The organism is Streptomyces sp. NPDC048604, from assembly GCF_043199435.1.
In the GTDB taxonomy this organism is placed as follows: domain Bacteria; phylum Actinomycetota; class Actinomycetes; order Streptomycetales; family Streptomycetaceae; genus Streptomyces.
The window spans coordinates 60,292-78,091 of sequence record NZ_JBICVX010000021.1 but is presented as its reverse complement, the minus strand read 5'-3'; the positions used below and the strand labels follow the sequence as shown (position 1 = coordinate 78,091).

Below are 17,800 nucleotides of genomic sequence, written 5' to 3'. Positions count from 1 at the left end.
GTGGGTGACATCGCCAGGAGCGCTCTCGGCGGAGCATGGACGGTGCTGGTGGGATGGCTCTTGCCGACCGCGTTGAACGTGGCCCTCTTCACACTGGCTGTCTGGCCGAGCCTGCGGCGCACCGGGGAATCCGTGAAGTTGTGGCCGGCGGGGGACACGTCCTTGTCCGTCGGAATGCTGAGCGTCTCGGTACTGCTCGGGCTGGCGCTCAACGCCGTGCAGAACCCCCTCTACCGTGTGCTGGAGGGGTACGCCCTCTGGCCGAACGCTCTGTACACCTACGGGTGCGCTCGCCGACGGCAGGCCAAGCAGGATCTGCAGGACCGCCTCACGCTGATTCGGCTGGAACGCCACGAGCGGGAGGGCCGGCTGGCACCGGATGACACCGTCCGGCTGACTGCCTTGCGCGCCGCCCCGCGGATCGCCCGGGCTGTCCGCAAGGACCGACAGCGTACGGCTGTGCAGCGCGCGCTGCTCCGCGAACGGCTTGCTCGCTACCCCGTCGACCCCGCGCAGTTGGCACCGACGAGGCTCGGCAACGCAATCCGGCGGTTCGAAGAGTACGGCTACGACCGATTCCGCCTCGACACGCAGGTGATGTGGAACGAACTGACCGGCAACTCTCCGGAACAGGTCCGCCGCCAGATCGACCTCGCCCGCGCGAATGTCGACTTCTTCGTCGCTCTGCTCTATGGCCACTGCGCCGTCGTCCTCTGCGCAGTGGCAGCCCTGACCACGGCGCACCCCGATGTCCCACTGTTGCTCACGGCCATTGCCGTGCCAGGCCTGCTGATCCCGGTGTGGTACCGCGCGGCCGTGTCGGCAACCGACGAATGGTCTGCAGCTGTAAGGGCACTCGTGAACACCGGACGCAAACCACTCGCGGAATCCCTCGGGCTCGTCCTACCGGGCGAGCTGGCCCGCGAGCGCGACATGTGGGCACTGGTCTCCAAGATGTCACGACTGCCCCACCACGAACGTGCCGCAGCACTGGACCCCTACCGCGCAAAGCCGCCCGAAGGCCCACCGACACCGGCTGGTGACAGCGGCGCCGGTCAGAACGTGTCATAGCCCGAACACCACGGCACTCCACCACAGGCTGTGTCGGGACGGCAGAACGTTCGGCCCTCATGGTGCCGGCTTCACGGTGAGCCCGAAGCAGATCCCGCCCCGAGCCAAGTGCAGGAATGGACGGGAGATCCATCGAGCGGCTCCGGGGCACCCTCGAGCAGGGGAGTGGCGAATATCAAGGAGCCCCATCACCCCGAGGTGTCCTGTCCGCGGACCAGGCCGAGGTCGACGCGCTGACGGTGTACGCCGAGGACTGCGAGACCACCGTCGTCCACTACACCCCGGCGCCGTAGCTCCCGCGCGCCGACGCACTACGCCCCTGGGCCAGAGCGCTGGATCCAGGGGCGGAAGTCTCGCTCATGCGCGCGGGTCGTGATCACACGATCGGGTGCTCTCACCAGCGTGTTCTGGTGCCAGGAACGTCATTGCATGAGTTTGGGGCGATCTGTTCGTGTGCCGATGGCCCCGCTTCGTGCGTGGGCCACTCGTGCAGACCTTGGACGTGTTCGCGTTGAGTCCGACGAACGAGACGTACGAGTCGCTGAACGCCGTAAAGTTGCAGGTCACACGGTCTGCTCCCCGCACCCGCGGGTATGGCCTCTGGAACGCCGAAGCCCGGTGCGACCTCCTCGAGCCCGCGGCGGTTCAGCAGTCGGGCTTGGGCAGGTCGAGCTTCGCTCGGAGGTCCGCCAACCCCTGGGTGCGTTCGGCGTCGCGAACGTCCTCGACGAAGGTGTGCAGCGTGAGGACCAGCCTGCGGCCGCGTTCGTATCGTTCGTCGCTCCATGTCTTCAGACGCTCCAGACCCGCGTGCACGGGTTCGAACGTGGCGGGGAACAGGAACAAGCCGATGCCGGCGAGCGCGGGAGTGCCCGCCTCTTCCCGGTAAGCAGACTCAAAAGGCTCTCGGATCACCGTGCCCTCGCTCACACCGCTCTCCTCCATCTGGTCCCAGACCGGATCCACCCATGGGTTGCTCGCCAGCACCTCGCCGAAGCGGACGGCGACCCAAGAGTGCAGACCTCTGTCACCGCCGTTGGCCGGGTGAGACTCCCTGTGCGCGTACCTGAGCACCTTGCTCGCTCGCTCGTCCTCGTTCTGCCCGATGAGGACATGCCCTTCGACATGAGCCGCATAGCCCGCGAACGTGGCGTCGCACATTTCTCGTGTGTAGCTGAGCACTTCCAGAGCGGCGGCCGGTTCACCGGTCTGGACGAGAAGGTTGCCGAGCAGGAGGCCTGCGATGTCTCCGGGCTCGGTGCCCTTGTGAGTCTTGAAGGCACGCTCGAACCCGGCCCGGGCGGTGTCCAGGTCGCCGGTGAGCTGAGCCGCGAGACTCAGGAGGAGTATTCGGCCCGAGTCCGAGGACGTGCCCGACCGGAAGTCCGGGGTGAGTATCACTGCGGCCAAGGGCCCCAGCCAGGGGTCCTCTCCGACGGCCACCTGCTCCAGCCACCGCCGGTGGGAGCCGCCGAGCCCGTTCTCGCCGATCTCGATGCCCGCCAGCGCGATTGCCGCATGCCCGGCCACGCTGGTGCGTCCCGTTCCGGCAGTCGCGGCCAGTAACTCTCGTGCCTGCGCAGCATCCCCCGCCCTGTACGCCGCCAGTCCGTGCTCGACCTCGTCCGGCACCGGGCTCAAGGGGTCAGGGGGCAGCGGAAGGGCTCTGCCGTCGGAGTCGAGGAAGGATCGATCGCTCATCTCGCCGCTTTCTCTGGGGAGCGTTTCCGCGCCAGCCTGCCAGGAGGGACTGACAGTCGACGGCTTCCGCGGCAGCCGGCCAGCTATCCAGGGATCGCCACGCAGCTCCGCTGGGGCTACCGGCGGACCATGCCAAGGCCGGCGGTGTAACGCGGAGGCCTGCGAGACCACCGTCATCCACTACACCCGGCGCCGTAGCCCGAAATTGCCGACGGCTACTGCTCCGTGGCGGTCAGTGGGCGCTGGATTCGATGAGCAGTGCATCGGTGGGGACGAGTCGGGGTCAGAGGGCGCTGAGCGGCTCAGCCGTGGAGAGTGACGTGGGGCAGCGGACGGCCAGTGGCGTCGAACAACGCGGCTCCACAATCGCAGCGCTCGTCGGCCAGGGTCTGGTCCGCCGACAATTCCCAGACCAGCATCTGCGAGCAGTTCGGGCAGTCCAAGCTGACCAGGGTCTCTTCGGGTTCCGAGCCCCAGGCCCGCACCGGGAGGCCCTGGTGCATCAACCTGGTCGGCTCACGCTCATCGGTCAGCGCGACCAGTACCTCGTAGGCGTCGGTGCCGTTCTCCCACACCATGAGCGTGCAGCGGAGATCTGCCAGCACACCGGACAGGTGATCGAGCTGACGGACCGGCAAATCACCGGGGCGCAGAGCCGGGTCGGTCTCGGCCGCTCGGTAGACGACGTTGGTGTCGACGTCTGTCGGCTCCGCCCCGAAAGCCCGTACACGACCAGCCACGAACGCAGCCAGCTGGCCCGGGTAGTCCTCACCGGCCCAGTCCATCGTGAACATTACGCTGTCGACGTGAACCCCCCGGGCCCGTTCGCCGGGGCTCAGGACCAGCTCTTCCAGCTTTTTCACGACGATCACGCTATCAACTGCCGGGCGGCGGGCGATGCTGTTGTCGTTCATGACCAACATCAGCCTCTGCACCTACCTGCGCGACCTCTAAGCTCGGCTCCTGGGCGATGATGGGCCGCTGCTCCCCGCACCCGCGGGGGTGCGATCACGGGATCGATGCATCGATGCGGGCCCTGCAGCGCAAGCACGGCGTGACCTATCGGACGGCTACGCACGGCGGTGATCGCGGCTTGGCCGGAGCCGCGCAGGAAGCCGCCCCGTTGACCTGATCGGCTGCATCGTCATGGGTCTTCTCGCTACTCCACAGCGCGGCCGATGAGTTTGTGGCTCCTGGCCGGTCCAAGCTCGTGACACCCTAGGAAGGACACTGCCATGTCGGAGCTTCTCGTCGACTTCATCACCTCCCTCGACGGCTACGCATCGGGAGAGGGATGGCCCGGGTTCTGGGGCCTCGAGGGCCCGGAGTACCTCGCATGGCTCGGCGAGCAGCCCGAGGTCACCTACCTGATGGGAGCGAACACCTACCGTCTGATGTCGGGCTTTGCCGCGGGTGAGGTCCCGAGTGGCCAGGACGAGTTCAGGCCGGAGGAAGAGGCGTCCGTCGACGCGCTCACGCAAGCCTCCAAGGTGGTGTTCTCCTCCTCACTCGAGGAGCCACTGACATGGGCCAACTCCACGCTCGTCCGTGACGACGCCGTTGAGGCGGTCCATGCTATGAAGTTGAGTGACTCAGGGCTTCTCAGCACGATCGGCAGCCTCAGCCTGTGCCGGTCCCTGCTACGGGCCGGGCTCGTCGACCGCTTCCGGGTCGTGATGTTCCCGGTGATCACCGGGGCCACGGGCGAGGAGCGTATCTACGACGGCTATCCGGATGTTGCCCTTGAGATGATCGACCACCGCACCTTCGACGGCCGCATCCAGTTGGTCGAGTACAAGCCTCGCGTGCTCGAGCACCCGCCGCTCGTTGTCCCTGCGTGACTTCCCCCTTCCGCCGGTCTGGACGGCCCCGCCAGGCCGGCGCCGACGGGCGCGGAGCAAGACCGATGTGCCCCAAGGCCGGTTCAGGTCGAGGATGTGGACCGCGATGAGGCTCCGCTGGTGCCTGTTCGCGGACCAGGCTGAGGTCGACGCGCGGACGGTTATGCCGAGGCGTGCGAGACCACCGTCGTCCAGTACACCCCTGCCCCGTGCGGCCGGCCCACGGCGGGCGCCACGTGTGACGGCCCTGGCCGTTCTCCGGACATGCAGTCGGGATCAGTGGGCCCAGGGCAGCCGTAGGGCCTCGATTTCCGTGTCGCTGAGGAGAGCCTCGACGAGCGGCGCAGGGCCCGCCACCTTGGTGCCCCAGAGGTCGTAGTCCGTGCAGAGGATCCAGGACCGGTCCTGGGCCCAGAGGTTGGACGGGGTCCAACCGTCCTCTTCTGGGTGGTCGTACAGCACCTTTGCGTCCTCAAGGACGCCGGCCCGGACGTGTACGTCTCGATGTCCTCGGCCCCGTGCAACAGCGGGCTGTAGTAGGCCAGGCAGCGGGTTTCCGGGCCCTGTGGGCTGTGTGCGGCGAGGATGTCGACCAGTCGGTTCCAGTCGGCTCGGTCCAGGCTGCCCTCCGACGGTGCCGAGATGCCGACCGGCCAGCCGCCCGACTTCCGGAGCGAGGGGAAGGAGCGGTAGCAGGGCAGTCGATCGTCGGGTACCGGGGGATCACCGGTCCTCCGCGCGAGCTCCGCCCAGGGCAGACGGCGCCAACGCGGTCCGGGGTGCTCGCCCGCCGTGCCCGTGAACACCTCCGCGGGGTCGAGGCCCGGGATGATCTCAGGTCCCCCGCCATTCAGCACGGCTCGTTGATACGCGACGAAGGACGTGTCAGTGGGCCCGAGTTCGTGTTCGTACATGGAGTGGAGCACCCAGGCCGCGTCGGGCAGGGCCGGCGGCATGAATCCGGTGAGCCCGTCGTCCTTGGCCAGCTCCCGCAACCAACCGGTCTCCCCGGCCCCGGTCAGCGGCCACCGGGCGGCCGCCAGAGCAGCGGATGTCTCGGTCATCCGTTCAGGATCTCACCCGCTGCCGGGAGCGAGCGCCGGGACCCGTTCCAGGCCGACTCCTCCCGCTTTTCCGGCACAGCCGACGCGGCGGTCGGCTACACCCCGGCGTAGGCGATGGCCAGGACGGTCAGGGTGCTGGTTGGGTGCCCGACGAGGATGACGGCGGTGACGTGCCCGCGGGCGACGGTGCGGATGATGCCGTCGTCTTCGCCGTACGGCTCGGAGTGCCCGATCGGGTCTTCCTGGGCGTCGACGAGGCATACCGCGAGGTCCTGGCGGGCGGTGTCGGGGAGCTGCTTGTAGGTGTCGAAGACGTCCGCGGGGAAGCTGAGCCGGTAGGTCACGCGGCGCCCTGGCCGCGGTCGCTGCGGTGGCCGGCGTCGCGCAGGACGTCCGCCGTGCGGTCGGCCAGGTCCTTGGCCGGCTCGGCGGTGCGCTGCGCGGCGGCGCGGGCGGCTTCGATCCGGCTGGCCGCGTCCTGCAGCGTCTCGGCGGCCGCGGCCCACCGGTCCAGCACCGCCGGGAGCTTGTCGATCGGGGTGAGGTTCACGTCCGCTAGGAGTTGCTGGCGCGAGGCCGAGTGCGGCAGGGCGTGGTTGAGCTTGTCCACCGTCCACGTCTCACGTGCCGTCACGTCTGCCTCCCCGGGGCGAGCTTGTCGTACGGGCCAGCGTAGCCGTCCTGCGGAGCACGGTCAGGTTGTCGTCGAGGGCAGGGTTCGATGGTGCCGCCCTCCAGACGCTTCTCCGCGTCCAGGGTGTGCCCGAAGCAGGCCAGGAACGAGCCACCGGCCGCGTCGGTGACCTTGTGGGCGACGGGCTCACCGCACGCGGTGCCGAGCCTGTAGTACCCCCACGACCGCTGGCAGCCAGCAGCCCTGCACCAGGCGCGGCCGCCGCTGCTGCGCAGAGTGCTGCCGTGCTCGGGACACACGCCCCACGGCACGCCGCACAGCTTCGGATCGCGGGCGGTACGCGCGCGAGCCAGATCAGCAACGGTGAGTTCCAGTGCCTCCCGACCGCGGCGCACATTCTCGGCAGCGTCGCCCAGACGGAATGCCGTGTCCCGTGTCTCGTCGCTCGCATGCAACCGGGCCGTGGCGTGAAGTATCCGCTGCTCAAGCACTTCTGCCTCCGCGGCCAGCACACGGAGTTCGGCCGGCGTCGGCTCCTGCTGCTCGCCGCCCACGGGATTCCTCTCGGTACGGGAACGGCGGTCCGCCGAGTGTTTCAGCGGCCGCTGACACTCGGGGCCGAATCCCGCCACGTGTTACTCGGGGCGGTTGTACTCGTCCGCGGGGATGGCTTTGTCGACGAGTTGCGAGAGTGCTTGTCGCTCAGGGCCAGGAGCATGTCCTTCTGGGAGAAGACGATGTAGCTGAGTTTCGGCTCTGGCTCAACTTCTGTGGTGCTGCGCCGAGGGGCGGTCATCGGCCGGCGTTGTCGCCATTCAAGTGGTCGCGGGCTGCGGTCACATAGGCAGCAATGGCCTGCGTGAGGTGATGGTGCTCATCACGGGCAGCCTGCACGGAGGCAGCGTCGGAGTAGTCCCTCTGTCGAGCGGCGAGCCGAATCTGAAAGGCCGCGTTGGCGACCTCCTGAGCAAGGTCGGCGACGTGTTGTGGCCCTTCGAGCTGGACGACGGGGAGTGTCCCCCGCAGGGCATCGTCCCGCTCTGCAGCCTCCGCTCGCAGTACGACAGCGCGCGCTTCGACGCCTTCACGCTCGAAGGTGCCTCCTGTATCGGTCATTTCCGCGCGAGCCTGGGCAATGGTTACGGTGCGTCGCGTCCCGTAAGAGTAGGTCTCGGCAGCTTGTAAGAAGGCGGCATAGGCGTCCCGCTGGTGCTGTCGACGCACTGCGTCGACAGGGCCGCGATGGGCTCCGCGGGCTTGGTGGCGTCCTGCCATGTAGGCCGCGCAAGCGGCGATCAGCGCGGTGGGGCTGGCGACGACGGCGGCTATCACCTGTGGGTCCATGACCGCGATCTTGCCGCAGCCAAACTACTTGGATGGTGCGTGTGGCGCACGCAGCAGGGGCGGCGAGGGGCAGATCGTGAAGCGCGCTCGTCCGGGGCCGACGCAGTTCCACAGAAACTGAGCCAGAGCCTGAGTTTTGAGATCGCCCAGGTACTTGCCGCGGGCGGCACAGACGATGCGTGCCGAACCGTCATGGGTTGACGATCAGGTGACCGGGAGCTTCGGGCCGCGTTGGGCAACGAGGGCCTGCAGCGTGTACGGCCCGTCTGGAAGCGAAGGGTGCAGGGCGTGGACGTTGTGATCGACCTCGGGTCGGGCTGGATGAAGGCTGGGCCGGCGGAGAAGGATGAGCCCACGGTGGTGGAGGCCGCGGTCGTGGGACGGCCTCGGTCTGGGGGCGTCATGGTGGGCATGACCGGCCGGGACCGGTGGGCGGGCGATGAGGCGATGGCCAAGCGCCAGATCCTCTCGCTCGAATACGCCAACGAACATGGGATCGTCACCAACTTCGAGAACGCGGGGCTTCTGTGGAAGCACGCCTTCGCTCAACTGGAGGCAGATCCGGCCCAGTGCCGGGTCCTGGTCGCCCAGTCCCCTGACGTCCCGGCCCGGCTCTTGATCGCCCGCTTTGGAGCGGCTGCAGCGCGCTGACCGGGACCATCCCCGCGGGTGCGGGGAGCAGCGGAACTACGACGAGACGCGACTGTGGGTCTGGGGACTGGCTTCGTTCATCTCTAGGAGGTTCTGGCACGCATTCCGTGAGAGCGCTGGACGGGGCTCCTCTGATCGGCAGACTGGAGAGATGCGGATAGAGAGCGTTGCCCGGATCCATGCAATCCGGCTCGGCGTGACGGTCGGTGCAGTCGTCGGCGCACCGGTTTTGTTGGTGGCTGGGACTCCGTTGCTGCGCCGTATGTTGCATCGCTACCACCGCGAGGACGGTCCGGGGCTTGTGGGCAAAGAGGACGGATGGGTCGGTCCGGGATACTTCGTCGTCACCAACGTGGTTGTTCGAACCCTCTGCTGGCCATCGGAGTTCGTACTCCGACGGCTTCGTCCTGCCTGATCAGGCCATCATCGAGCGGCGGTGAGAAGCACCCGTTTGCGCAGGAGCGGAAGCTTGGCGCGGCCGAACATCTGGCGCTTGACCATCTTGATGTGGTTGACCCGGCCTTCAACGGGACCCGAGTTCCAGCGGCTCGTCAGGCCCTGGACGACGGCGTCCCAGTCCTTCTCCAGGCCGACGGCGAAGGAGTGAACGCCGGGAAGATCCTCGGCTCGCGCGCTGACAACCCAGTCCTTCAGATGCTGGCCGGTGCGGGTGGAGAGGATCGCGGCGAAGCTGCGGACGAGACGGTGGGCCGCCGAGAGTTCCGGACAACGGGCGAGGACTTCGGTCAGCTGGATCGTGCCGGCTCCTACGCTGAAGGTGCCCGCGTCGGGGCCCCACAGGCAGTCCAGGTCGCTCACTGCTTTCACCTGTGGCAGAACCTCGGCACCGCGGTGGAGCAATGCGTGCGCCGGCACACAGGATGCCTGCGGTCACCCGGTTCCGACCCAGGTGACCAGACGGACGTCGAACCGCCGCTGGCAAAGGAGATGTCGCCGATCGAAGCCCGCATCCGGGAGATCGCCCGCGAGTTACACATGAGTGGGAACACGGTCCGCCGATGCGCTCGTGCGGCGACCCCTGAAGAGTTGCTCGGCGGCCGGCGGCAACCCCGGCCCAGCCAGCTGGATCCTTTCAAGCCCTACCTGGACAGGCGCTGGGCAGAGGGCCACACCAATGCCGTTCACCTGCACGCAGAGCTCAAAGAGAGGATGGTCACGCAGACACGCGTCCAGGGTCCCAGCGTCCCGCCCGGGCAGCAGAGCGAGTGGTTTGCGGGTCTCGCAGTCGATGAGCACGGTCCCGTAATGCTGCCCGCGGCGGGTGGCGAAATCATCGACCCCGAGCACCTTGGGCACTTCCCAGGAGGGGTCAGGAAGCGCCATCAGCAGCCGGAGCAGCGTCGTCCGACTGACCGAACTGTGCAGCACCACGGCCAGCCGGGCTCCCGCCCGGCCAGCAAGCGCGACGGCCACGGCCTCCAGGACCCGGCGCGAAGCAGGCGTCCGCCTCCCGTACCGGAACGTCAGCCCCGCGACCTGCTCGACGAACGTACGACGCTCGCATAGCGCGTAGTCGCAGTACAACCGCCGCACGGTCAGCTTCATGAGCGCCGGGTGGTCGCCGATCGGAGTATCAGCCAGCCGACGCTCGTAGCCGCTGTGCACTCGGTCCGACGGACGCTCACAGCCCGGGCACGGAGCAGAGCCATCGATGGTTCTCGCAACGATGTTCACCACACCGCACTCCGTGAACACCCGCTCCACCAGGACCGCGCTGAAGTGCGGAAACAGCACCGCGATGAGGTCATCACACCGCACCACGGTCCCAGATGACGCGGCATCACCGTGACAGAACGCCGCCGATCGTCCTCACGGAATGTGTGCCAGAACCCGCTACTGCTCGATAAAGCCACCTGTCGCGGTGTGCAGCTCGGAGCAGGTGAAGGGCACGGTGCCGAAGTGCTGCTGGATCTCTCGAAGCATCAGGTCTCTGGACGTGATGCCGGTGGTGTTCTGCCTGCATGAGACGATGTGGCGATTCCCGGTAGCGCGTGTCAGGAGCTTCTGCTGCTCCAGTTCCCACATTGCGCTGTCGACAGCTGCCTCTGAGACGCCGTGCTTCTCGGCTAGCACCTTCCGAGGTGGGATCAGCTTGTCGGGGGAGAAGACGCCAGCCTTTACGTCCTCCGCCAGCCGCTTCAGGGCCTCCTGGCGGGCAGCCTCTACCTGCGCGGGGGAGAGCTCCCTGGCCTTGATGTTGCGGCCCTTGGAGTCGGTGGTGTTGAAGCGCGGTTGTTCGGCACGCCGTGCCACGCGTTCGGCCTTCTCGGCGTCACCTCGGTCTCGAACCACCGTTCAGTTCGGGCCGCGACAAGGGGCCACCAGGGCTTATCGGCGGCGTGCTGCTTCCAGCGCTGTTTGGGCGCGTTGGAGATCCCCACGTAGAGGAGGTCGCCGATCTCGTCGAAGGAGCGGTACAGGCACGTGGGTCCGTGGAACGGGCGGGGTCTTTCCCACAGGGCATCCCTTCGCAAGGCGTGCTAGATGGTGGCGTACGGCACTGACAGGCCGTACGCCACCGCTTTGCGCGCCTGCGTCAGAACAGGTGCTGGTTCGGTGCTTGGGCAGCGTCCGTGAACTCTGAAACTTCGACGACGGTGACGCCGGCGTCCTGGAGAAGCTCAACGCCGTCGGCACCGGGCACGAAGGTGTCGGGCTCACGCCAAGCGGTCACAACGCGGCGGATGCCGGCGTCGCGGACGAGCTGAGCGCAGGGGCGGGGGCGGGAGGCTCGTTTCGCGCAGGGTTCGAGGGAGCTGTAGATCGTCGCCGTGACCAGCCTCGGTTCGTCGGCGGGGAGCTTAGCGAGCGCGGCTTCCTCGGCGTGATCGTGTGGGTTGTTCTCGCGGGAGTAGCCGCGGGCAAGCTCGAAGCCATCGGCAGCGACGATGACCGCGCCGACAGAGAAGGCAGATATCGACGGGGGGCAAAGCGTGGCGAGCTCGCAAGCGAGGGTGAGCCAGGCCCGGTCTGCGGCGTTCGGTTCGCGGCCGGTGCCCGGGCCGCTAGCGCTGGCGGGAGTGGTACTCATCGGGGCTCCGTCGAGATGTCCTTGGGGGCGTACCGAAGGAGTACCACGTCGCCAATCTGCCGGGCATCCAGGAGCCGGAGACGGCCGGTGGGGCCGCCGAGGTAGTGGGCGGGGCCAAGCATGCGGACAGCATCGGCCTGCCCGACGAGGAGAGGGGCAATGACGAGCTGGAGCTCGTCGGCGAGCGCGCACTCGAGGAACTGGGTGTGGATGGTGCCGCCGCCTTCGACCATGAGACGCTTCACGCTGTAGGCGTCGCCAAGTACGTCAAGTGCCGCGCTCCAGGTGGCGGTGGACATGGTAGGGACGCCCTGGATGATGGCGAGGTCGCCGAGGTTCGCTCGGGCCTTCTCCGCTGCCTCGTTGCCGACAGCCAGGACGAGTTTGTCGCCGCCGTGGTGCCAGAACTTCCAGTCTGGGTCGAGGTCGCCGGTGCCGGTGATGGTGACCTTCAGCGGATATTCCGGCAGGCCAGCGGCGACCCGGGCCGCCCGGCGTGCCTCGGAGTTGACGAGGAGCCGGGGGTTGTCCGCGCGGAGGGTTCCGGCGCCGACGAGGATCGCGTCGACAGAAGCGCGCACGGCGTCGACGCGGTCGAAGTCCTCCGGGTTGGAGAGCAGGAGGCGGTCCTCGCCTGGGCGGGTGTCGAGGTATCCGTCGAGGGAGACGGCGGCGGACAGCAGGACGTACGGGCGAGGCACGGTGAGCTCCAGAAGGTGGGAAGGGTCAGGCGGGGTGTAGGACGATCCGATCGAGCGCAGTGTGGAACTCGGCGACACCGTCCTGGTGGCTGGCTGGGGCGAGCGCTTGGTCGAGCCGGTCGAGCTGCCCGATGATCCGCGCGGAGCCGGTCTCAGCGGCGATCCCGACGGCTTGCAGCCCGATCTCGGCGGCCAGAGTCATGTTGCCGGTGCCAGCATGAGCACGGGCAGCGCGAGCGAGATAGACGTCGCGGTCGCGCCTGTAAACAGGCGGCAGTGAGGCGATCGCGGTGTCGAAGCCAGCGACGGCCTGCTCGTACCTGTCGAGCGCAGCAAGGGACCGTGCGCGGGCGGTGTTGATGTACGCCTCGTCGAGCCAGGAGCCCCAGACGCCGTCGGCGTCCGCGCGGTCGAGGAGGGTGAGAGCGGTGTCGTACGTGGTCAGGGCGTTGGCGCCGTCGCCCAGGACGGCGGGCGCGTGGGCCTGGTGCATGAGGGCGATGACCTCAAGACGGCTCCCAGGCCGAGAGGTATGGCGGGCGGCAGCCGCGAGCCCCAGGGCGTCAGCGTGGTGACCTGTGTCGACAGCGAGCTGTGCCTTACGGCCGAGGATGTACGCGGTGAGGTCCGTGTCGCCGGTGATGTGCGAGACGTCGAGGGCCTTCGCGGTGTGACCCTGCGCAGCGCGCTCATCGCCACTGTCCTGGGCGAGCCAGCCGGCTAGCTCCTCATACCGGGTCTCCAGCGCGAGGAGCTCGGCTGCGGCGGTGCCACGAGCGGTCCGGCGTCGCGTGGCGAGTCGGGCAAGGTGCTGCCGGAGCATGGGCAGAACGTTGCGGGAGCCGACCAGGTTGTCCGTCTGGATGACCACGCGGCGGAGCTGCGTGAAGTGTTCGACGGGGGAGGCCATGTCAGCGGCCATAGCGTCTGCGGCAGCCGGGGTCGGGAGCGCGGTCGCGGCAAGGCCAGCGAGGCCAGAGGCCAGGACGACGCGGCGGGGCACGGGCACGAACATGATCCTTCCGTGGATGCGGCAGGAGACGACGACCGTGTCCGAGCCGCCATCGTCTGAGCCAACACGTCGCTGGCCAGGGACGTCGAGGCATTGGGCCCATGCCCTGGTCCGTTGGCCCCATGCGGCCCTGGTGCGCTACGGGCGGCACATCCTGTGCTGAACAGGGGCCGCTCCTAACGGCTTTCCAGGTAGTCCGGAGACAGGCGAGTCACGCGGTGGTTGCCGCTCCGTCAGGAGCCCGGTGCTGTCGTGTCGGATCAGAGTGGGCCGTCGTCCGAGTCTCGTGCCCATTCCTCGCGCGGCCGCAGACGCGAGAGGATCCTTTGGGCCTCGTCGCGGACCCCGGCATCGTCATCGGCGGCGAGCTCGTGCAGTTGCTGGATCAGCCGGTCCGCGCCATCGGTCGTCATCCACTCATAGTGGCTGTCCAGAGCGTCCCCAAGCTGATCCATGGTCCAGATTTCGACAGCCTGGCTGCTGGCCAGTAGCACGCAGCGAAGGCCGGCGGTGTCCCTGCGTGCAAGCAGTGCCTCTGCCGTCTCGTGGGTGACCGCGGAGTCTCGGAGATCCAAGAGGAGACGGTGGAGGACGTCCGCCACCTCGTCGAGCTTGTCCGACGCTGCAAGCAGCCGACCGACTGCTGCGCGAACGGACCAGTCCGGGGAATCGGCATTCCGAAGGGCCGTGCTCAGTTCTTGATCACCGGGAGACACCATGCCGCCAGCCTGCCAGGGCCTTCGTCGATCTCCATGCGATTTCCTAGCTGCGCTGCTGCTTGGCTCTGGTCTGGGCGAGTCGGTAGGGCTCGGTGCCGGTCTCGATGAGAACGCGAAGCCGAGCCGGTTCGCCGGCGACCGCTTCGAGCGGGCTGCCTCTAGAGCGTGTTGCAGAAGGTCGTGAACAGGCAGGTCAGAGCGGGGTTACGGCCTGTCTGATCACGTCGCGAGGGCGAAACCAGCCGGGGCCTCAGGTCTCGGGCCGTGCCTGGTGCGAGGACGACATTGCACACAACGCAGTCCCGCCCGCGCTGCTGGCCGTCCGTCTGGGCTGGCGGCAACGTGCTGGGACTGATGCGCTGGGGCTGCCCACTCCTACCGTTCGTCGGGGGCATTTGTGCCGTTCGCCTGTATGCCCCTCAGCTACAGGTCGAAGATGGGTCGGGACGTTGACGAGCAACTAGGTCGCTCCGTGGCCATCCGCGGCCACGTGGCGGCCATGGCCGAACGGGGGCCCGATGACACCCCAGACTGTCAGCATGAGTCGTAACGACGCGCTGCGCGCCTCCGACGTGGCTGGCGCACGATCGACCAGGCGGCATCCCAGCTCACCGCGCATGGACAACAGCTCCTCGAGGACGCCCACTTCAACGTCTCCTCGCGCACCTGGCGACGGTGGGAAGGCGACAAGCCGGGGTGGCCGTCGGAGGAGACCGCCATCGTCATCCACGACGCCCTCGGCCGCTGGCCCGAGGACCTCGGATTCACCACCCCGCCGGGCTGGATCCGGCCGGAGCATCATGAAGAGGCTGATGTGAGACGTCGCGCCTTCGTCACGGTCACTGCCGCCGCGCTCGTCCCTGGGCCCAGGCGACGCAGCATGTCGACCCCGCGCTGATTGACTACTTCCAGCAGCAGCTGGAAGGGCACTACCGGGCCGACATGTTCCTCGGCCCGCACGACCTCATCGGCACCGTGTCCGCGCAATCCCAGCTCATTGACAAGCTGATCCGCTCCGCGAAGGGCGAGACCCGCGGCGGCCTGCTCCGCGTGGGCGCCGCCTACGCCGCGCTCGTCGGCTGGCTCTACCAGGACGCCGGTGACCTGGATGCCGCCGCGTTCTGGCGCGGTGTCACACAGGAGATAGCACTGCGTTCCCGCGACCCGCACCTGATCGGGTACTCACTCGTGAACCAGGCTCAGGTGCGGACCGACCTCGGCGACGGGCACGCGGTCATCGACCTGTGCGAAGCCGCCCTCGACGACGCCGACCGACTCGCGCCGAAGGTCCGCGTGACGTCGCTGCAACAACAGGCGCACGGAGCCAGCCTTGTCGGCGACCGTGACGCCGTGGACGGCCTCATCGACCAGGCTGGCAGGCTCCTTGGCCGAGTCGACGACGACATGCCGTGGGGCAACGCGTGCCGGCGGACGCCCGGCTACCTGGAGGTGCAGAGAGCCACCTGCTACGGGCGGCTCGGGCTTGGCGCGGAGGCGGGCGCGCTGTGGTCGCAAGTCCTTGCCGGAGTGCCGGACACGGCGCGTCGAGACCGTGGCGTCTACATGGCGCGGCAGGCGACTGCGGCCGCGGCCGCGCGGGAGCCGGACCACGCCTTGGAGATCGCCCGCGCGGTCGCGGCCATCGCGGTCGACACCGGATCGGCGCGGATGCGGCGGGAGTTGAGCACCCTGGAGCGGGCCATGCGGCCGTGGCAGGATGCCCCGGTCGGGCGGGACCTTGCCGAGGTCCTCGCGACCGTGACCGAGGGGAGATGACGACGGGCGTGCCAGTACCGCTGTCCGACGAGGAGATCGCGGAGCTTCTCGACGCGCTGCCTGGGTGGGAGCGCAAGGACGACGAGATCACCCGCACGTACGAGATCCGCTATCACGCGGCTGTGGCGGCGATCGTGACAATCGCCGACCGGTCGCGGCGGATCCAGCATCATGCCGACCTCGACCTGCGTATGAACCACCTTCGGGTGACCATCACGACACACGACGTTGGGTACCGGCTGACTGAGGCCGACTTCGACCTCGCGGCGCGCATCGATGCGATCGTCGCGGCACACCAAGCGCTCCCGCTGGACTGACCCCGGACACGAAACCGCCCCTCCCGCACACATGGCGCGAGAGGGACGGTGGTCGTTCAGTCGATATCCATCTGCCGGATCCAGCTGTCGGTCTTCACGGCAGCACCCAGAGGGCTCGGCTCGGGCCCGCCGGCATGGAAGCGGTCCGCACAAGCCCGCCCGGTCGGCGCCGCCCTACCGAGAGGGGCCCTCGGCCGTGTCGTGACGGTGGACGGGCCGACGGTGAGCGGGGCTTCGAGCTGGCCGGCCCGCGTGAAGCATTCGCGCCTCAGCCCGCGAGTCCGGCCGCCAGCTTCGCCACGACCTTCGCCGCCACCTCGGGCGCGGCGACCTGCATCCAGCCCGGCACGTCGTCGGGGTCCTGCGGCGACCAGTGCTCCAGGGCCTCGGCGCGTACCTCCGCCCGCGCCTGAGCGCGGTCGACGGGCGGCGGGACGAACCGGCCGCCGGCCGCGCGTACGTGCTCCTCCCCGCGGTCCGCCCAGAACTCCACCGACCAGCCCGGCCACCGCTCCGCCACGTGATGCGCGCCCGCCGAGGTGTCCAGCAGCCACCAGCCCACCAGCCGCCGCTCCGGGTCCACGTGGAGGCCGGAGTCCGCGGGTGCGGCGTACACCCCGTGGTCCGGCGCGTCCGCCAGCCGGGCGAGCAACTCCGGTCCCTCGGCGACCGGGTGGGTCCTGCCGGTCGCGGCGAGCACATGGCAGCGATCCGCGCCGATCGTGACGACCCGCACCATCGGGTCGGGATCGCTCAGCTCCTCGTCGTCGCGTTCCATCGCGAACTCCGGGTACGGCGAACCGCCGTGCCACCGGACGTCCTCCGGGTCCAGGCCCAGGTACTCCCGCAGCTCCGCCGGGCCGTCGTACGTCCAGCGCAGCTCCCAGCCCGGCCAGGCCGCGCCCAGCGCCTCCCACAGGGCGGCGCGGTGCCGCAGCCGTGTGATCGGGCCCTCCGAGGCGAACAGGAACAGCGTCCTGCGCCGCAGGTCGATCAGCGCGCCCGCCTCGCATCTGCCCTCGTCGATCCAGTGCCCCTGCAACTGTTCGCGGGCGCGGAGGAGCGGCAGGACGACGTCCGGACCGGCGAGCAGGTCGAGGTCGATCCCCACCGCTCCGAACCGGGGCGCGTACGTCTCGTGCGCGCCGCCGTCCTCGGGAATCACGAGGTACATCGCCCAGTTCGCCATGCCGGTGATGATCTCAGGCCCCGCTGCCGGCGCCCAAGCGGTTATGCCCCGCCAGCAGGCTCTCCCGCGGCCCCGCCGGCAGCCTCGCCCGCACCCTCCAAGTGCCGCCGCAGCCGCTCCTCCAGGCCGCCGATCAGCGAGCTCAGCCCGATCTCGAAGCCCAGCTCGGCCTGTTCGGGGTCGCGGGTGATCAGGTCGAGCGCGGAGCCCACGACGAAGTACTCGATGGCCCGGACGACGGCCGGGACCTCCCCTTCCGGCCAGCTGGCCTCGCGAAGGACCTCGTACGCCCGCTCGTACGCGTCGAGCGTCGCCGCCGAGCCGATCGGCTCGGCCGTGAGCAGCGGCACCACGCGCGGGTGGGCGGCGAACACCGTACGGTACCTGTGCGCCCAGCGCGTCGCCGCGACCGTCCACGGGCGCAGCTCCGCCGGGGCCGTGCCGATCTGCTCGGTCAGCAGCTCCCGCAGCCCCTCGACCAGTTCGGCCTTCCCCGCGATGTGGTTGTACAGCGAGGGGCCCTTCACGCCCAGCTCCGCCGCGACCCGGCTCACCGACAGCGCCTCGGGGCCGTGGTCGTCGACGAGCCGGAGCGCCGTGGTCATGATGCGCTCGCGGGTGATCAGTCTCGTACTGGGGCGTGCCACCGGATGCCTGACGCCTTTTCTCGTTCCGCTCTTGTCCCGGCCCTCGGGCCCTGGCTAGCCTAACGCAAAACTACGACCTCT

General features: G+C 68.7%; 21 protein-coding genes and 1 pseudogene. 6 read left to right on the top strand and 16 right to left on the bottom strand.

Translation table 11 applies throughout. The annotated features are described in order from the left end of the window. On the top strand, positions 1-1,071 hold the full coding sequence (locus tag ACGFMM_RS32490) for a hypothetical protein (protein ID WP_393650071.1): 1,071 nt from the start codon (positions 1-3) through the stop codon (positions 1,069-1,071). A 116-nt stretch (positions 1,072-1,187) separates the two neighbouring features. Further along, positions 1,188-1,364, top strand: coding sequence for a hypothetical protein (locus tag ACGFMM_RS32485; RefSeq protein WP_393650070.1), 177 nt, complete (start codon positions 1,188-1,190; stop codon positions 1,362-1,364). 352 nt (positions 1,365-1,716) lie between these two features. Here the strand turns inward: ACGFMM_RS32485 and ACGFMM_RS32480 are convergent, their stop codons facing one another. Continuing rightward, a complete protein-coding gene (locus tag ACGFMM_RS32480) occupies positions 1,717-2,772 on the bottom strand; it encodes a tetratricopeptide repeat protein (RefSeq protein WP_393650069.1) in 1,056 nt (351 codons plus the stop codon). A 302-nt stretch (positions 2,773-3,074) separates the two neighbouring features. After that, on the bottom strand, positions 3,075-3,686 hold the full coding sequence (locus ACGFMM_RS32475) for a hypothetical protein (RefSeq protein WP_393650068.1): 612 nt from the start codon (positions 3,684-3,686) through the stop codon (positions 3,075-3,077). A 321-nt stretch (positions 3,687-4,007) separates the two neighbouring features. Between ACGFMM_RS32475 and ACGFMM_RS32470 the strand changes: the two genes are divergently transcribed. Then, positions 4,008-4,613 carry a dihydrofolate reductase family protein gene (locus ACGFMM_RS32470; RefSeq protein ID WP_393650067.1) on the top strand — a complete coding sequence of 202 codons (606 nt, stop codon included), beginning with the start codon at positions 4,008-4,010 and terminating at the stop codon, positions 4,611-4,613. Between the two features lie 276 nt (positions 4,614-4,889). Here ACGFMM_RS32470 and ACGFMM_RS32465 read toward each other — a convergent pair whose 3' ends face one another. The 5 genes from ACGFMM_RS32465 to ACGFMM_RS32445 form a co-directional block, all read right to left on the bottom strand. Next, positions 4,890-5,075: a hypothetical protein gene (locus ACGFMM_RS32465; RefSeq protein ID WP_393650066.1), complete on the bottom strand. Its 186-nt coding sequence runs from the start codon at positions 5,073-5,075 to the stop codon at positions 4,890-4,892. 697 nt (positions 5,076-5,772) lie between these two features. Continuing rightward, a complete protein-coding gene (locus ACGFMM_RS32460; RefSeq protein WP_393650065.1) occupies positions 5,773-6,021 on the bottom strand; it encodes a hypothetical protein in 249 nt (82 codons plus the stop codon). Next, complete coding sequence (locus tag ACGFMM_RS32455; protein ID WP_393650064.1) at positions 6,018-6,311, bottom strand: hypothetical protein; 294 nt, start codon at positions 6,309-6,311, stop codon at positions 6,018-6,020. Before ACGFMM_RS32455 ends, ACGFMM_RS32460 begins: the two co-directional genes overlap by 4 nt. After that, complete coding sequence (locus tag ACGFMM_RS32450; protein ID WP_393650063.1) at positions 6,308-6,865, bottom strand: hypothetical protein; 558 nt, start codon at positions 6,863-6,865, stop codon at positions 6,308-6,310. The genes ACGFMM_RS32455 and ACGFMM_RS32450 overlap by 4 nt, the downstream gene beginning before the upstream one ends. 238 nt (positions 6,866-7,103) lie before the next feature. After that, positions 7,104-7,655 carry a hypothetical protein gene (locus ACGFMM_RS32445; RefSeq protein WP_393650062.1) on the bottom strand — a complete coding sequence of 184 codons (552 nt, stop codon included), beginning with the start codon at positions 7,653-7,655 and terminating at the stop codon, positions 7,104-7,106. A gap of 288 nt (positions 7,656-7,943) precedes the next feature. Between ACGFMM_RS32445 and ACGFMM_RS32440 the strand changes: the two genes are divergently transcribed. Then, complete coding sequence (locus tag ACGFMM_RS32440) at positions 7,944-8,306, top strand: hypothetical protein (protein ID WP_393650061.1); 363 nt, start codon at positions 7,944-7,946, stop codon at positions 8,304-8,306. Between the two features lie 423 nt (positions 8,307-8,729). Here ACGFMM_RS32440 and ACGFMM_RS32435 read toward each other — a convergent pair whose 3' ends face one another. The 7 genes and pseudogenes from ACGFMM_RS32435 to ACGFMM_RS32405 all read right to left on the bottom strand — a co-directional run bounded on the left by ACGFMM_RS32435 (position 8,730) and on the right by ACGFMM_RS32405 (position 13,790). Continuing rightward, positions 8,730-9,125 (bottom strand): transposase, encoded by a 396-nt coding sequence (locus ACGFMM_RS32435; RefSeq protein ID WP_393650060.1) that lies wholly within the window; start codon positions 9,123-9,125, stop codon positions 8,730-8,732. Between the two features lie 171 nt (positions 9,126-9,296). Beyond that, positions 9,297-10,061 (bottom strand): transposase family protein, encoded by a 765-nt coding sequence (locus tag ACGFMM_RS32430; RefSeq protein ID WP_393650059.1) that lies wholly within the window; start codon positions 10,059-10,061, stop codon positions 9,297-9,299. A 99-nt stretch (positions 10,062-10,160) separates the two neighbouring features. Further along, positions 10,161-10,580, bottom strand: coding sequence for a GntR family transcriptional regulator (locus tag ACGFMM_RS32425; protein WP_393650058.1), 420 nt, complete (start codon positions 10,578-10,580; stop codon positions 10,161-10,163). After that, positions 10,490-10,801 (bottom strand): GIY-YIG nuclease family protein, encoded by a 312-nt coding sequence (locus ACGFMM_RS32420; RefSeq protein ID WP_393650057.1) that lies wholly within the window; start codon positions 10,799-10,801, stop codon positions 10,490-10,492. The genes ACGFMM_RS32425 and ACGFMM_RS32420 overlap by 91 nt, the downstream gene beginning before the upstream one ends. A 62-nt stretch (positions 10,802-10,863) precedes the next feature. Next, a pseudogene (locus ACGFMM_RS32415) lies at positions 10,864-12,059 on the bottom strand (dihydrofolate reductase family protein). Positions 12,060-12,084: 25 nt separating this feature from the next. Continuing rightward, positions 12,085-13,074 carry a DNA-binding protein gene (locus tag ACGFMM_RS32410; protein WP_393650056.1) on the bottom strand — a complete coding sequence of 330 codons (990 nt, stop codon included), beginning with the start codon at positions 13,072-13,074 and terminating at the stop codon, positions 12,085-12,087. Between the two features lie 257 nt (positions 13,075-13,331). Continuing rightward, on the bottom strand, positions 13,332-13,790 hold the full coding sequence (locus ACGFMM_RS32405) for a hypothetical protein (protein ID WP_393650055.1): 459 nt from the start codon (positions 13,788-13,790) through the stop codon (positions 13,332-13,334). 942 nt (positions 13,791-14,732) lie between these two features. On the opposite strand from ACGFMM_RS32405, the gene ACGFMM_RS32400 reads away from it, so the two are divergent. Together ACGFMM_RS32400 and ACGFMM_RS32395 are read left to right on the top strand one after the other, a co-directional pair. Beyond that, positions 14,733-15,566: a Twin-arginine translocation pathway signal gene (locus tag ACGFMM_RS32400; RefSeq protein WP_393650054.1), complete on the top strand. Its 834-nt coding sequence runs from the start codon at positions 14,733-14,735 to the stop codon at positions 15,564-15,566. Next, positions 15,563-15,883 carry a 4a-hydroxytetrahydrobiopterin dehydratase gene (locus ACGFMM_RS32395; RefSeq protein ID WP_393650053.1) on the top strand — a complete coding sequence of 107 codons (321 nt, stop codon included), beginning with the start codon at positions 15,563-15,565 and terminating at the stop codon, positions 15,881-15,883. Before ACGFMM_RS32400 ends, ACGFMM_RS32395 begins: the two co-directional genes overlap by 4 nt. 268 nt (positions 15,884-16,151) lie before the next feature. Here ACGFMM_RS32395 and ACGFMM_RS32390 read toward each other — a convergent pair whose 3' ends face one another. Further along, the gene (locus tag ACGFMM_RS32390; RefSeq protein ID WP_393650052.1) at positions 16,152-17,072 is read right to left on the bottom strand and encodes a hypothetical protein; all 921 of its coding nucleotides are present in this window, start codon (positions 17,070-17,072) and stop codon (positions 16,152-16,154) included. Positions 17,073-17,113: 41 nt separating this feature from the next. Continuing rightward, positions 17,114-17,719: a TetR/AcrR family transcriptional regulator gene (locus tag ACGFMM_RS32385; protein ID WP_393650051.1), complete on the bottom strand. Its 606-nt coding sequence runs from the start codon at positions 17,717-17,719 to the stop codon at positions 17,114-17,116. Positions 17,720-17,800: the final 81 nt, after the last annotated feature.